Below are 13,419 nucleotides of genomic sequence, written 5' to 3'. Positions count from 1 at the left end.
CGGCTCTGCGGGGGCGGCGCGGCTCCCGACGGCGTCCTGACCGCACCGCCTGGACAAGCGGGATGGGCGTCCCGTATTTTCAAACGGGACAGCCGTCCCGCTTCCGTGGGGCGGCTCCCCCGCACATCCCGCGAAAGGACCCCCGATGCACACGGTTGCCCTCGGCCCCACCGGCCTGGAGGTGTCCGCCATCGGCCTCGGCTGCATGAGCATGAGCGAATTCTTCGGCCCGGCCGACCGACAGGAGGCCCTCGCCACCCTCCGGCTGGCCGTCGACCAGGGAGTGACGTTCCTGGACACCTCCGACATGTACGGCGTCGGCTCCGCGAACGAACTCCTGCTGGGCGACTTCCTGCGCACCTCGGCGGCCCGCGCGGACGTGGTGGTCGCGACCAAGTTCGGCGCCGTGCGCGACCCGCACGACGGGCGGCTGCTCGGCCTGCGCGCCGACCCCGCCTACGTGGCCGCCGCCTGCGACGCCAGCCTGCGGCGGCTCGGCACCGACCACATCGACCTCTACTACCTCCACCACCCGGACCCCAAGGTCCCCGTCGAGGACACCGTCGGCGCCATGGCCGCCCTGGTCGCCGCGGGCAAGGTGCGCCACCTCGGCCTGTCCAACGTCACCGCCGCGCAGCTGCGCGCCGGCCACCTGGTCCATCCCGTGGCGGCCGTGCAGAGCGAGTGGTCGCTGTTCGGCCGGGACGCGGAACGGGACCTCGTACCGGCCTGCGCTTCGCTCGGTATCGGCTTCGTCCCCTACTCGCCGCTCGGCCGCGGCTTCCTCACCGGCCAGTACTCCTCGGCCGCCCACCTCACCGAGGACGACTTCCGCCGCACGATCCCCCGCTTCAACGGCGAGAACGCGGCCCACAACGCCCGCCTGCTCGCGCCGCTGCTGCGGATCGCGCAGGCCCGTTCCGCCACTCCGGCGCAAATCGCCCTGGCCTGGCTGCTCACCAGGCCGGCGCACCACGGCGGACTGCCGGTGGTGCCGATCCCCGGCACGAAGCGCCGCGCCCGGCTCCTGGAGAACGCCGGTGCCGCCCACATCAGCCTGACCGCGGCCGAGACCGCGGCCCTCGACCCGCTGGCCGAGCGCGTCAGGGGCGCCGGATCACCCGAGCTGACCCCGGAACAGCTCCGGATGCTCCACCCCGACCGGGCCTGAACGCAGGGCCCGCCGGAACGGGCCGCCCGCCCGGCCGGCCCCGCACGCCCGCCCGGCCAGGGCTCAGTGCGGGCCCGCGGCGTCGAACTCCGTACCGCAGGGGCCCGCGCCCTCGCTCTCCGCCAGCGGCACCCGGTCGCCGTTCATCGACAGCGTCCGGTACCAGTGGCCTATCCGCTCGGCGGACCGGCCCACGTAGTGGCAGATGAACGAGCGCCGGAACCGGTCGGCCGTGCGGTTGGGCTGCGAGCCGTGCACCAGGCTGCCGTTGAAGAACAGCACGTCGCCCGGCGACATGTCGACCGGCACCGTCTTCAGGCCGGGCGGCGGCGGCACGTACTCGCGGACGAACGAAAGCTCCGGATCGGCCTCCTCCGGGCAGAAGAGGTCCATCCGGTGCGTTCCGGGAACGACTTCGAGGCCGCCGTTGTCCCGGTCGATCTCATCGCAGGCGATCCATGCCGCCACGCACGTGCCCGGCTCCACCCGCAGGTAGAAGTTGTCCTGGTGCAGCGCCTGGCCGCGGGCCCCCGGCGGCTTGAAGTAGAACATGCTCTGGGCCGCGAGCACCTCCTCCCCCAGCAGGTTCTCCAGGATGCCGCGCAGTCGCGGCTCCAGCAGGTACCGCAGCGCCAGCTCGTTGATGCGGTGGGGGTGCATCACGCGCGGGAAGCTGTGCAGCGGGTCCGCCGGGCCTTCGTCCTCCCGGCCCCGCGGCTCGAAGTGGCCGGGAATCGGCCCGCCCGCGTGCAGCGCCATGAACTCCGCGCGCAGATCCTCGATCTCCGCCGCCCCGAACAGGCCGCGCACCACCAGGAAGCCCTCGTCCTGGAATTGCCCGACGTAGTCGTCCACGGCCGTGGTGACTGTCATCCGCCCGCTCCTTCCGTGAGCCTTCCGTGAGCCTTCTTCCCCTGCGACGCTAGGCCCGACCGCACCGCGCTGAGGATGCCCGTGAACGCTGCCGACCTGCCAGAAACCCCTGCCCCGCCGCCCGGCCTGGTCACCGCCGGGTACTTCGACGAACGGCCCGGCTACGCCGTCAGCAGGCCGAGCGGCACCGAGAGCTGGCTGTTCACCTGGACCGCGGTCGGCCGCGGGCTGCTGCGCCAGGGCGCCGCACGGGCCGAGGCGGGCCCCGGTGACCTGGTCGTGCTCGGCCCCGGCGTTCCGCACCACTACGCGACCGCGGCGGGCGCGGAGCGCTGGGCGTTCTGGTGGGTGCACTGCCGGGCCAGGGCGGCCTGGGCCGCGTGGCTGCGCCCGCACGCCGCGGGCGGCCGGCTGTACACGGTCGTGCCCGTGCCCGCCGCCGTCCGCCCCCGCATCGCCGCGGCCTTCCGCCGCCTGCACGCCGACGCCAGGTGGTCGGGCGAGGGCGCGCCGCCGGACCCGGACCCGCGGCCGGTGCCGAACCGGGTCGCCGTGGCGCACGGGGCCGCCGCCACGGAGCTGGCCCTCGGCAGCCTGGAGGAGATCGTCCTGCTGGCCACCGCCGTGCCCCCGGCCGCCGCGGCCGGGGCGACCGGGGCGGGCACCGATCCGCGGGTGCGGCGGGTGGCGGCGCTGATCGCCGCCGACCCGGCGGCCCCGCACACGGTCGAGTCACTGGCGGCCCGGGTCGCGCTGTCCCCGTCCCGGCTGGGGCACCTGTTCGCGGAGGCGCTCGGCGACACCCCGATGCGGGTGCTGCGCGACGCCAGGCTGCGGCACGCCGCGCGGCTGCTGGAGGTGACGGATCTGCCGGTGGCTCGGGTGGCCGCCGCCTCGGGGTTCGCCAGCCCGTTCCACTTCAGCCGGGTATTCCGCGCCCGCTACGGCGTGCCGCCCGGCGCCTACCGGGTGCGGCACAGGTAGCCGGCGCCGCGTTCCAGCAGGCGGCGCAGTGCCAGGGCGTCGTCCGCGACGGCGGTGACCAGCGCGGCCGGTCCGGCGAGCGGCGTCAGCACGGCCGTGCCGCCGAGCGAGCGGGCCTCGGCCGGCGCGTCGGCGAGACGCGGGTCGACCACGAGCAGCTGGCCCACCGCCCGGTGGCCACCGAGTACCGCGCCGCCGTCCCAGCCCGGCGTTCCGGGGCCGAACGCGAGCTGCTGGTCGAACAGCGGCCGCCCGTCGCGGCGCACCGTCAGCCGCGCGCGCAGCCGGCCCGGCTCCTCCCCCGCCCGGCCGAGTACCTGCTCCTCGCGCAGCACCAGGCGCGCTCCGGCGGCCAGGTCGACGCGGGTGGTGGTGTGCAGCTCGCTGCCGCGGACCGAGATCACGGGCTCGGGCAGCCAGCGCAGCTCTCCGCCCTCGCCGACGGCGAGGGCGATGTCGTAGGTGGCGGGCTCCGACGGCGCGCGGCCCGGCAGGGCGAGCGTGGCCGCGGCCGAGCCGACGCGCAGCGCCGCCCCGGCCGCGACGTCGGCGGTCAGGCGCAGCCGGTCGCCGCCGAGCGGGGCGCTCATCGCACCGACGACCGCCACCTGGGCCCACGGCCCGGCCGCGCGGGTGCGGCGCAGGGCCAGGGGCGCTTCGCTGCGCAGCACGGGCAGCGCGCCGCCCGGGGCGGCGGCGATCCTGGCGTGCGCGGCGACGCCGGCCCGGCCGGGTGCGTTCACGCGCCGACCCCGGCCGGGTGCGCCGCGGTCCAGGCGGCGAGCCGGCCGCGCACCCAGTCGACGACCGGGCCGATGCCGCCGGGGGCGGTGAGCGAGGTGAACGCGACCGGCAGATCGCCGCGCTGGGCCCGCGCGTCGCGTGCCATGGCGGCCAGGTCGGAGCCGACGTGGGGCGCCAGGTCGGTCTTGTTGACCACCAGCAGGTCGGCCGTGGTGACGCCGGGGCCGCCCTTGCGGGGGATGTCGTCGCCCGCGGCGACGTCGATGACGAAGACCTGGGCGTCGACGAGGCCGGTGGAGAAGGTGGCGGTGAGGTTGTCGCCGCCGGATTCGACGAAGATCAGGTCGAGCGGCCCGGTGCGGTCCTCCAGTTCCTCGACGGCCTCCAGGTTGGCGGAGATGTCGTCCCTGATCGCGGTGTGCGGGCAGGCGCCGGTTTCGACGGCGGTGATGCGTTCGGCGGGCAGCACGGCGTTCCGCAGCAGGAAGTCGGCGTCCTCGCGGGTGTAGATGTCGTTGGTCACGACGGCGATCGAGAGGCTGTCGCGCAGTTCGCGGCACAGGGCGGCGACCGTGGCGGTCTTGCCGGAGCCGACGGGCCCGCCGAGGCCGATGCGCAGGGCGCGGCGCGTGCCGTCGGGGCGGAGGGTGCAGGTGTGGCGGGTGGGGTACGTCTCGTGGTGGTCCAGGTGCATGGCGGGGCTCCGTTCAGGAGGCGAAGAGGCGCACGGGCCAGGTGGCGTGTGCTTCCGCGGTGATATCGAGCAGCGGCGCCGAGGCGGCGGGCAGGGCGTCGGTACCGTGCCGGGGAACCGCCGCGGCCGCGGCGGTGGCGCGGTCCGCGACGCGGTCGAGGTCGGGGGCCAGGCGGGCGAGTACGGCGGTGGCGTCGAACGGGTCGAGCCCGAGCAGCCGCACGGCCGCGAAGGCCGGCCCGCCCGCGGCCTCGTGGGCGGCGGCCAGGGCGGCGTCCCGCGGGGCGAGGCCCACGGCGCGGGCCGCGAGGCCGAGCACGACGGGCTGGTGGAGCCCGCCCGGGTGCTCGGCCGCCACGGCGTCCAGGTGCGGTGCGGGCCAGGTGGCGCGCGCGGCGCGCAGCAGCTGCCGGCCGAGCCTGCGCGCGGTGGCGCGCAGCGCGGGCGAGGGCGTGCGGGCGTCGGCCGCCTCGTCCAGGTCGCACGGATCGCAGCCACCGCAGGCCGCGGCGGCGAGAGCGGCGGCGGTGAGCCCCGCGGTGTGCAGGCGGCCCGAGCAGAACGCGGCCAGCGTGGCGGGGCCCGTGACCCGGCCGGCGCGGATGGCCGCTTCCATACCGCCGGAGTGGGCGTGGCCCCCGGCGGGGAAGCGGCCGTCCGCGATCAGGAGCAGTGCCGCTGTGGACATCGAACGGGCCCGTCAGAAGAGGAAGTAGCGCTGGGCTAGGGGCAGTTCAGTGGCCGGCTCGGGGGTGACCGCCTCGCCGTCGACGGTGACGGTGAAGCTGTCGGGATCGACGGCGACGTGGGGGCGCGCGTCGTTCAGCCGCATGTCGGCCTTGGTGGTGCCGCGGGTGCCGGCGATGGCGACCGGCCGCTTGGCCAGGCCGAGGCCGTCGAGCGGCCCGCCGTCGAGGGCGAGGTGGGTGACGAAGTTGACGGAGCCGGCGGCCGCCGCCCGGCCGAGCGCGCCGAACATGGGCCGCGGCAGCACCGGCTGCGGCGTGGGGATGGAGGCGTTCGAGTCCCCCATCTGCGCCCAGGCGATCTGGCCGCCCTTGATGACAAGCAGCGGTTTGACGCCGAAGAACGCGGGCTCCCACAGCACCAGGTCGGCGAGTTTGCCCGGCTCCACGGAGCCGATCTCGTCGCCGAGCCCCTGGGCGACCGCCGGGTTGATCGTGTACTTGGCGACATAGCGACAGGCCCGGTGGTTGTCGGCCGGACCGTCGCCCGGCAGCGCGCCGCGCCGCCGCTTCATCACGTGGGCGGTCTGCCAGGTCCGCATGATCACCTCGCCGACGCGGCCCATGGCCTGGGAGTCCGAGGAGATGATGGAGATGGCGCCCAGGTCGTGCAGGACGTCCTCCGCGGCGATGGTGGAGGGCCTGATGCGGGACTCCGCGAAGGCCAGGTCCTCGGCGACGGCCGGGTTGAGGTGGTGGCAGACCATCAGCATGTCGAGGTGTTCCTCGACGGTGTTCAGGGTGTGCGGCCGGGTCGGGTTGGTGGAGCTGGGCAGCACGTTCGGCTCGGAGACGACCGTGATGATGTCGGGCGCGTGCCCGCCGCCCGCGCCCTCGGTGTGGTAGGCGTGGATGGACCGGCCGGCGATGGCGGCGAGGGTGTCGGCGACGAAACCGGCCTCGTTGAGGGTGTCGGTGTGGATGGCGAGCTGGGCGCCGGTCTCCTCGCACACCCCGAGGCAGGCGTCTATGACGGCGGGCGTGGCGCCCCAGTCCTCGTGGATCTTGAAGCCGACGGCGCCGCCGCGCAGCTGGCTGAGCATGGCCTCGCGGGAGACGGTGCTGCCCTTGCCGAGCAGCCCGACGTTGACCGGGACGTCGTCCAGGGCCTGGAGCATCCTGGCCAGGTGCCAGGGCCCGGGCGTCACCGTGGTGGCCTTGCTGCCCTCGGCCGGTCCCGTGCCGCCGCCGACGAGGGTGGTGACGCCCGAGGCCAGGGCCTCGTCGGCGAGGCGAGGCGAGATGAAGTGGACGTGCGCGTCGACGCCGCCCGCGGTCAGAATCCGGCCGTTCCCCGCGATGATCTCCGTTTCCGGGCCGATCACCAGGCCCGGGTGGACCCCGTCCATCGTGTCCGGATTCCCGGCCTTGCCGAGCGCAACGATCCGGCCATCCCTGATACCGAGATCGGCCTTGACGATGCCGGTGTGATCCAGTACGACGGCGCCCGTGATCACGGTGTCCGGGGTGCCCTCGGCACGGGTGGCGCGGGACTGGCCCATCGATTCGCGGATGACCTTGCCACCGCCGAAGACGGCCTCGTCCCCGGCGCGGCCGGGGCCGCCCGCCAGGTCCTCCTCGACCTCGATCAGCAGGTCCGTGTCCGCCAGCCGCACCCGGTCGCCCGTGGTCGGCCCGTACAGGTCCGCGTAGCGGGCCCGTGCCAGCTCAGTCACGGGCCCCGCCCTCCACGAGTGCCCCGCCGGCTCCGCCGCGCAGTCCGGGGACGATCCGACGGCCGGCCAGCGGCACCAGGGCCACCTCCGCGGGGATGCCCGGCTCGAACCGCACGGCGGTGCCGGCCGGGATCGCCAGGCGCAGCCCGCGGGCCGCGGCCCGGTCGAAGTCGAGTCCTGGATTGGCCTCGGCGAAGTGGTAGTGGGAGCCGACCTGGACGGGGCGGTCCGCAAGGTTGCGCACGGTGAGCCGGGTGACGGGGGCGCCCTCGTTCAGCGGTACCGGCGTCTCGGCGAACAGGATCTCTCCGGGAATCACGACTGCCCTTCTCGGGTATCGGCCGCGGGGCCGCGGCTGCTCGGGGCCCTGGCCCCGGAATGTCAGGCGATGGGCTCGTGGACGGTCACCAGCTTGGTGCCGTCGGGGAAGGTGGCCTCGACCTGGACGTCGTGGATCATCTCCGGAACGCCCTCCATCACCTCCGCCCGGCCGAGGACCCGGCGGCCGGAATCCATCAGCTCGGCGACTGTGCGCCCGTCGCGCGCGCCCTCGAGGACGTGCGCGGTGATCAGCGCGACGGCCTCCGGATGGTTGAGCCGCAGCCCTCTGGCCCGGCGGCGGTCCGCCACGTCGGCGGCCACATGGATGAGCAGACGTTCCTGCTCGTGCGGGGTCAGTTGCATGCTTGCCCACCTCACGTCGTCCGGTCGGAAACCGCCAGAACTGGAGGTTAGTTCGACCTCGTTACGGCGGCGTTACTTTCATTCAGAAGTATCAACGTGACGGGGCTCACCGAGTGTGACCGACGTCAAAGAATTCGCCGTCGTCCGGCCATCCGGTGCAGGGTAGGAGCAGGTCTGGAGACCCGCAACGGACACGAGGAGCGTCATGAGAATCGGGATCATCGGTGCCACCGGCCAGGTGGGCGGCGTCATGCGGCAGATACTGGCCGAACGGAAGTTCCCGGTGGACGAGCTTCGGCTGTTCGCCTCGGCCAGGTCCGCCGGCAGCACGCTCCCCTGGCAGGACGGCGCGATCACGGTCGAGGACGCGGCGGCCGCCGATTTCTCCGGTCTCGATATCGCCCTGTTCTCCGCGGGCAAGGGCACCTCGAAGGAGCTGGCGGAGCAGGTCGCGTCGGCCGGCGCGGTGGTCATCGACAATTCCTCCGCCTGGCGCATGCACCCCGAGGTCCCGCTCGTCGTCTCCGAGGTCAACCCGCACGCCGTCGCCCAGCGCCCCAAGGGGATCATCGCCAATCCGAACTGCACCACGATGGCCGCCATGCCGGTGCTGCGCCCCCTGCACACGGAGGCGGAGCTGACCGCCCTGGTCGTGGCCACCTACCAGGCGGTGTCGGGCAGCGGGCTCTCCGGCGTCGCGGAGCTGGACCGGCAGACGCGCGGCGCCGTCGCCCAGGACGCCGCCCGGCTCACGTTCGACGGGCTCGCGGTGGACTTCCCCACGCCCGAGCAGTACGTGCGGCCCATCGCGTTCAACGTGCTGCCGATGGCCGGCTCGATCGTGGACGACGGCCTCGATGAGACCGACGAGGAGCAGAAGCTGCGCAACGAGAGCCGCAAGATCCTGGAGATCCCCGGCCTCAAGGTGTCGGGGACCTGCGTCCGCGTCCCCGTCTTCACCGGCCACTCCCTCCAGATCAACGCCCGCTTCGCGCGTCCCCTCCCGCCCGACCGGGCCCGCGAGCTGCTGGCCGGCGCGGCGGGCGTGGAGCTGTCGGACATCCCCACCCCGCAGCAGGCCGCCGGGCGCGACGCCAGCTACGTGGGCCGCATCCGCCGCGACGAGACGGCCGACAACGCCCTGTCGCTCTTCGTCTCCGGCGACAATCTGCGCAAGGGGGCGGCGCTCAACGCGGTCCAGATCGCGGAGCTGGTCGCCGCCGAGCGCTGAGGGCCGAGGCCACGGCCGAAGCCACAGGGCCCGCACACGCGGTTCCCCGCCCGCCCGGCCCCTTGCGGGGCGGGCGAGCGGGGAACTTTGTGCATGCGGACGGTGGTGTGCCGTCGGGCCGTTACGGCAGGGTCGCGCCCACCGCGTCGAGCGCGTCCGTCACCGGGTAGAAGAACGTCTGACCGCCCGAGGAGCAGTTGCCGCTGCCGCCCGAGGTGATGCCGAGAGCGTCGGAGCCGGAGAACAGCGCGCCGCCGCTGTCGCCGGGCTCGGCGCAGACGGTCGTCTCGATGGTGCCGTTGACCGTGCCCTGCGGGTAGCTGACGGAGACGTCCACGGCGGTGACTTCGCCGCCGTGCAGGCCCGTCGTGCTGCCGCTGCGCTCCACCGACTGACCGACGGTCGCCTCGGCGGCGCCGGTGATCTCCTGGGTGGAGCCGTCGTACCGGTTGACGGCGCTCGGGTTGTCGATGTCCGCGCTGTACTCGACGAGCGCGTAGTCGCCGCCCGGGAACTCGCCCGCGGTCATGGTGCCGATCTCGCCGCCGCCGGAGGAGTCGGACCAGCCGCTGCCGACCGATCCGCAGTGCCCGGCGGTCAGGAAGCCCGGCTGGCCGCCCACCGACACGTTGAACCCGAGCGAGCAGCGCGCGCCCGAGCTGTAGATGGCGTCGCCGCCCGCGATGAACGGCTGGTACTCGCCGGCCCGCTGCTCCAGCGTGGCCAGGCCGTCGAGGGCCTCCACCGAGTCACGGACCGAGGCCAGTTCCTCGCCCGTCACCGTGCTGTCCACGGTGACGCGCACGGTGTTGCTGACGGGGTCGATCGACCAGGCGGTGCCCGGTACGGCGAAGTCCTCGACCGAGGCCCTGACTTCGCTCAGCGTGGCGAGGCTGTTCTCCACCACGCGGGCTTCGGCCCCTGCTTCCCGCACCGTGTCCGCGGCGGCCTCGTCCACGACGTTGACCACGAGGGTCTCGGTGTCGGAGTCGTAGAAGGTGCCGCCGGCGGCCTCGTCGCTGAGCAGACCGGCCAGGGAGCCGGCCAGTTCGCCGGCCTCGGCCGAGGAGAGGACGTCGGGAACGGCGTCGGTTGCGGGAGAGGTGGCGTTCGCCTGAGTGACGGCGAACGAACCGGCGAGGAGCGCCGCGAGCCCGGTGGCTGCGACGGCCATGCGCCGGTGTGAGGTACGTCGGTGTGTCACGCTCTTCCTCCTGTGGGGGTTGGAGCCCTTTGACTCCGGAGAGAGCACGGACTTGGCCAGTCCTGCGAGGTCGGTCACGTCCATGCCAAGCGGTGTTGGCGAGTATTCCCACCATGGCCGAGTCATACAAGCACGAGATCCTGCCCCGGACATACGATCACACTGCGCGGTGTAATACGCGTAAACCCTCCAGAACACACGGCGTTTTCATGCCTAGGCCACCCAGAGGAGGCACCCCGTGCCGCCCAAGTGTCACCGGGTGTGAGGGGAGCATCCTTGCCCCGTGAGGTCTACACCTGTCTGAAAATCGCTGTTACGGGCCGTTCTTCGTGCCGGCTGTCCGTTTTTCGGCCTCGCGGCACGCGACTTGGGCCACTCCGCTCGCGCCCACCACACGAAAACCGCCCCCGCCCGGGGCGCGGGCGGGGGCGGTCGGTGCGCACTACCGGCGCGATGGCGCTAGATGACCCTCACGCCATAGGCGTTGAGAGCTTCCACGATCGGCTGGTAGAAGGTCGTGCCGCCGAAGGAGCAGTTGCCGCTGCCCCCCGAGGTCAGGCCGAGCACGGTGTTGCCGGAGAAGAACGGGCCGCCGCTGTCCCCGCCTTCGGCACAGGCGTTGGTCCGCGTCAGCCCGGAGACGACGTCGCCGCCGCCGTAGTCGACCGTGTAGTTCAGCCCGGTCACCGTGCCGCTGCGCAGGCCCGTGGTGCTGCCGCTGCGCTGCACCGACTGGCCGTTGGAGGCGTTGGCCGCGGCGGTGATGTCACGCGTGGAACCGTTGTACAGGTTCACCGTGCCCGGGTGCGGCACCGAGCTGTCGTAGCGCACAATCCCGTAGTCGTTGCCCGGGAAGCTGGAGCCCGCCGTCGGGCCGATGTAGGTGCTGAGTGAGGAGTTCGTGTACCAGTCGGGGAAGCCCTCGGTGCAGTGCCCCGCGGTGATGAAGTAGTACGTGCTCCCGGACTGGACGTTGACTCCGGCCGAGCAGCGCCAGCCGGCGTCGGCGTAGATGGCGTCGCCGCCCGCGATGTAGCGCTCGAGCGTGCCCGGCATGTGCTCCACCGTGATGGCGTCGGCGAGCGAGCCCGCGTCCTTCAGGATGCTGTCGACCTCGGCGTCCGTGACGGTCTCGTCGACGCTGAGCAGAACCCTGTTCGTCTCCTCGTCGACCGTCCACGCCTTGCCGCCGTCGACGTCCGAGGTCAGCACCGCATCGCTGGCCGCGGCCAGCTGCGAGGCCGAGAACGTCTCCACGGGCTCCGCCTGGGCGGAGCCCGGCATCACGAATGCCGCCATGGCGAGCAGGCCCGTCGCGGCGGCGGTCAGCCCCAGCCGTCGGGTCCCGCGTCTGTGGGGGTTGGTGCGCTTCAAACTCACTTGGCTTCCTCCAGTAAGGAATCAGGGGCCGCTGGATGAACGGCCCGTGAGGCCTGGTCAGGAGCTCGCTGTACGGCATGCTCCTGACAAGCGCTGCATTGAGTCTTCTCGCCGTCAGCCCTGTTGCCAAGAACGCCTTTCGGTCACAGCGGACACGCCCCGTGTCACCCGGTTGGCGGGGCGTGCACAACTTACTCTCCGTCAGCGCCCCGACACCCCAATCCCGCTGATGAGACGGCACATCGTATGCACCAGAACCGTTACGAAAGCGGCCCGAAGCGGCTATCCGCTTGGCGCATTGTCCGCATCATGGTCAACCATAGGAGGGCCGCGGACGGGTAGGGGACCGCGTAGCAGAGAGGAGGCGACCATGGGATCGGTGCGCAAGGCGAGTGCCTGGCTTGGCCTCGTCGACGACAGCGAGATGCGTTACTACGACGATGAGTACGCCGAAGGGCCCGAGCCGGGGGAAAAGGCTCCGTCGTGGACGACGGACCCAAGGCTCCGGGTGGCGGCCGAGGCCGCCGAGGAGCAGGGCGGCAGGATCGCCACCGTCACCCCCGGCAGCTTCCGGGACGCCCGCCGCATCGGTGAGCTGTTCCGGGACGGCATCCCGGTCGTCGTCAACCTCACGGTGCTCGAGTCCGCCGACGCCAAGCGCGTCGTCGACTTCGCCGCGGGGCTGACGTTCGGGCTGCGCGGCGACATCGAGCGCGTCGCCACCCGCGTCTTCCTGCTGACCCCGGCCGACTACGAGGTCGTCAGCGGCGACAGCCGCCACGCCTCGGAAGGCGGATTCTTCAACCAGAGCTGACCCGGCTCCGCCGTCACGGCGGAGCCGGACCGCCGGGTCACGGCGGCCCAGAGCCGGTCAGCCAGACGGCGCCGTAGAGCGCCGCCCCGGTCGCGGCCGTGACCAGCACGACCGCGACCACTCGGGCGCGCGCACCGGCCAGCGCCACCGCGGCGGGCAGCAGGAGGGGGAACGCGGGGAGCAGCAGGCGGGGCTTGCTGCCGAAGTAGCCCGCCGCGCACAGCGCCAGCACCACCATCGCCCCGCCGTACACCAGCAGCGGAAGCGGCAGCCCCATCCGCACGCACCGCACGCACACCCACAGCAGCAGCGCCACCCCCGCGCACAGCCCGAGGCCCGCCACGGGGTTGCCGCCGGCCAGCCGGTCCCCGATGAACCGGGCGAACGCCCACCCGCCGTCGAACCCGTTGCCCCAGTCCCCCTGCACCCGGAGGTAGCCGAGCGGCTCGCCGGTGCGCGCGCCCACCCACAGCACGTAGCCCGCCCAGCCGAGCGGCGCGAGCAGCACGCCGGCCAGCATGCGCCGGTGCGCCGCCCACGGCCACGGCCCGGCGGCCACGCCCGCCGCACGTTCCGCCGCGGGCTCCGCAGCGCGCCGCTCCGCCCGTTCGGCGAGCAGCACCGCCAGCGCGGCCGCGGCCACCGCGGCGGCCACCGCGAGCCCGGCCGGCCGGCAGAGCCCCGTGGCGGCCGACAGCAGTCCGGCCGTCAGCCACCGCCCGGTGAGCACGGCGTACAACGACCAGGCGGCGAGGGCCGTGAACAGCGCCTCGGTGTAGGCCATCGACTGAACGATCCCGACCGGCACCGCCGCCCACAGCACGGCGAGCAGCACCCCCGCCCGGCGGCCGTACAGCCGCTCGCCGATGGCGAAGAGCGCCCAGGCCGCGGCGAGCGAGGCGACGGCGCTCACCAGCAGGCCGGCCTCGCCCGCGGAGAGCGGTGAGACGGCGGAGATCACACGTTCCAGCCAGGGAAGCAGCGGAAAGAAGGCCAGGTCGGAGTGCACCCCGCCGTCGTCCGCCACGACCGTGCGGCCGTAGCCCTCGTCCGCGATGCTGGCGTACCAGACGGAGTCCCAGCGCCCGGACAGCAGGCGCACCACACCCTTGTCCTCGGCCGGGTCCCACAGCGCCAGCACCATGACGCACAGCAACCGGACGGCGGCGAAGCCGAGCAGCGCGGGCGCCACCGCACGCAGCCGCCGCAACGTACGGC

Annotated in this window: 14 protein-coding genes; 4 read left to right on the top strand and 10 right to left on the bottom strand. The window is 73.6% G+C overall.

The genetic code is table 11. The annotated features are described in order from the left end of the window. The first annotated feature begins 145 nt into the window (after window positions 1–145). Window positions 146–1,171, top strand: coding sequence for an aldo/keto reductase (locus STBA_RS30410; protein WP_077062254.1), 1,026 nt, complete (start codon window positions 146–148; stop codon window positions 1,169–1,171). Window positions 1,172–1,234: 63 nt separating this feature from the next. Here STBA_RS30410 and STBA_RS30405 read toward each other — a convergent pair whose 3' ends face one another. Further along, window positions 1,235–2,044: a phytanoyl-CoA dioxygenase family protein gene (locus STBA_RS30405; protein WP_077062253.1), complete on the bottom strand. Its 810-nt coding sequence runs from the start codon at window positions 2,042–2,044 to the stop codon at window positions 1,235–1,237. Between the two features lie 75 nt (window positions 2,045–2,119). Here STBA_RS30405 and STBA_RS30400 point away from each other — a divergent pair, with 75 nt between their 5' ends. Continuing rightward, complete coding sequence (locus tag STBA_RS30400; RefSeq protein WP_079252239.1) at window positions 2,120–3,028, top strand: AraC family transcriptional regulator; 909 nt, start codon at window positions 2,120–2,122, stop codon at window positions 3,026–3,028. On the opposite strand, the gene STBA_RS30395 is transcribed toward STBA_RS30400, so the two are convergent. From STBA_RS30395 to STBA_RS30370, 6 genes are all read right to left on the bottom strand, one after another. After that, on the bottom strand, window positions 3,007–3,771 hold the full coding sequence (locus tag STBA_RS30395) for an urease accessory protein UreD (RefSeq protein WP_077062252.1): 765 nt from the start codon (window positions 3,769–3,771) through the stop codon (window positions 3,007–3,009). The two genes, STBA_RS30400 and STBA_RS30395, sit on opposite strands and share 22 nt — an antisense overlap. Then, complete coding sequence (gene ureG / locus STBA_RS30390; protein ID WP_077062251.1) at window positions 3,768–4,466, bottom strand: urease accessory protein UreG; 699 nt, start codon at window positions 4,464–4,466, stop codon at window positions 3,768–3,770. The genes STBA_RS30395 and ureG overlap by 4 nt, the downstream gene beginning before the upstream one ends. Window positions 4,467–4,479: 13 nt before the next feature. After that, window positions 4,480–5,154: an urease accessory UreF family protein gene (locus STBA_RS30385; RefSeq protein WP_077062250.1), complete on the bottom strand. Its 675-nt coding sequence runs from the start codon at window positions 5,152–5,154 to the stop codon at window positions 4,480–4,482. 12 nt (window positions 5,155–5,166) lie between these two features. Next, on the bottom strand, window positions 5,167–6,888 hold the full coding sequence (locus tag STBA_RS30380) for an urease subunit alpha (protein WP_077062249.1): 1,722 nt from the start codon (window positions 6,886–6,888) through the stop codon (window positions 5,167–5,169). Continuing rightward, window positions 6,881–7,207 (bottom strand): urease subunit beta, encoded by a 327-nt coding sequence (locus STBA_RS30375; RefSeq protein WP_077062248.1) that lies wholly within the window; start codon window positions 7,205–7,207, stop codon window positions 6,881–6,883. The genes STBA_RS30380 and STBA_RS30375 overlap by 8 nt, the downstream gene beginning before the upstream one ends. 62 nt (window positions 7,208–7,269) lie before the next feature. Further along, window positions 7,270–7,572, bottom strand: coding sequence for an urease subunit gamma (locus tag STBA_RS30370; protein WP_077062247.1), 303 nt, complete (start codon window positions 7,570–7,572; stop codon window positions 7,270–7,272). Window positions 7,573–7,777: 205 nt separating this feature from the next. Between STBA_RS30370 and STBA_RS30365 the strand changes: the two genes are divergently transcribed. Further along, complete coding sequence (locus STBA_RS30365) at window positions 7,778–8,803, top strand: aspartate-semialdehyde dehydrogenase (RefSeq protein WP_077062246.1); 1,026 nt, start codon at window positions 7,778–7,780, stop codon at window positions 8,801–8,803. A gap of 121 nt (window positions 8,804–8,924) precedes the next feature. Here STBA_RS30365 and STBA_RS30360 read toward each other — a convergent pair whose 3' ends face one another. Further along, window positions 8,925–10,007, bottom strand: coding sequence for a S1 family peptidase (locus STBA_RS30360; protein WP_077062245.1), 1,083 nt, complete (start codon window positions 10,005–10,007; stop codon window positions 8,925–8,927). A 459-nt stretch (window positions 10,008–10,466) separates the two neighbouring features. After that, window positions 10,467–11,387 (bottom strand): S1 family peptidase, encoded by a 921-nt coding sequence (locus tag STBA_RS30355; protein ID WP_077062244.1) that lies wholly within the window; start codon window positions 11,385–11,387, stop codon window positions 10,467–10,469. A gap of 370 nt (window positions 11,388–11,757) precedes the next feature. On the opposite strand from STBA_RS30355, the gene sepF reads away from it, so the two are divergent. Beyond that, window positions 11,758–12,201, top strand: coding sequence for a cell division protein SepF (gene sepF, locus STBA_RS30350; RefSeq protein ID WP_077062243.1), 444 nt, complete (start codon window positions 11,758–11,760; stop codon window positions 12,199–12,201). A 37-nt stretch (window positions 12,202–12,238) separates the two neighbouring features. Here the strand turns inward: sepF and STBA_RS30345 are convergent, their stop codons facing one another. Next, window positions 12,239–13,411: a glycosyltransferase family 39 protein gene (locus STBA_RS30345; RefSeq protein WP_253195302.1), complete on the bottom strand. Its 1,173-nt coding sequence runs from the start codon at window positions 13,409–13,411 to the stop codon at window positions 12,239–12,241. Between the last annotated feature and the right edge of the window lie 8 nt (window positions 13,412–13,419).

This window comes from Streptomyces sp. MP131-18 (assembly GCF_001984575.1).
GTDB lineage: Bacteria > Actinomycetota > Actinomycetes > Streptomycetales > Streptomycetaceae > Streptomyces > Streptomyces johnsoniae.
This window is presented reverse-complemented; position numbering and strand designations above follow the sequence as displayed.

What these genes read in the sequence shown, in the direction of transcription:
- STBA_RS30410 (WP_077062254.1), top strand. Translation starts at nt 146, where the DNA reads ATGCACACGGTTGCCCTCGGCCCCACCGGCCTGGAGGTGTCCGCCATC.
- STBA_RS30405 (WP_077062253.1), bottom strand. Translation starts at nt 2,044, where the DNA reads ATGACAGTCACCACGGCCGTGGACGACTACGTCGGGCAATTCCAGGAC.
- STBA_RS30400 (WP_079252239.1), top strand. Translation starts at nt 2,120, where the DNA reads ATGCCCGTGAACGCTGCCGACCTGCCAGAAACCCCTGCCCCGCCGCCC.
- ureG (WP_077062251.1), bottom strand. Translation starts at nt 4,466, where the DNA reads ATGCACCTGGACCACCACGAGACGTACCCCACCCGCCACACCTGCACC.
- STBA_RS30385 (WP_077062250.1), bottom strand. Translation starts at nt 5,154, where the DNA reads ATGTCCACAGCGGCACTGCTCCTGATCGCGGACGGCCGCTTCCCCGCC.
- STBA_RS30370 (WP_077062247.1), bottom strand. Translation starts at nt 7,572, where the DNA reads ATGCAACTGACCCCGCACGAGCAGGAACGTCTGCTCATCCATGTGGCC.
- STBA_RS30365 (WP_077062246.1), top strand. Translation starts at nt 7,778, where the DNA reads ATGAGAATCGGGATCATCGGTGCCACCGGCCAGGTGGGCGGCGTCATG.
- sepF (WP_077062243.1), top strand. Translation starts at nt 11,758, where the DNA reads ATGGGATCGGTGCGCAAGGCGAGTGCCTGGCTTGGCCTCGTCGACGAC.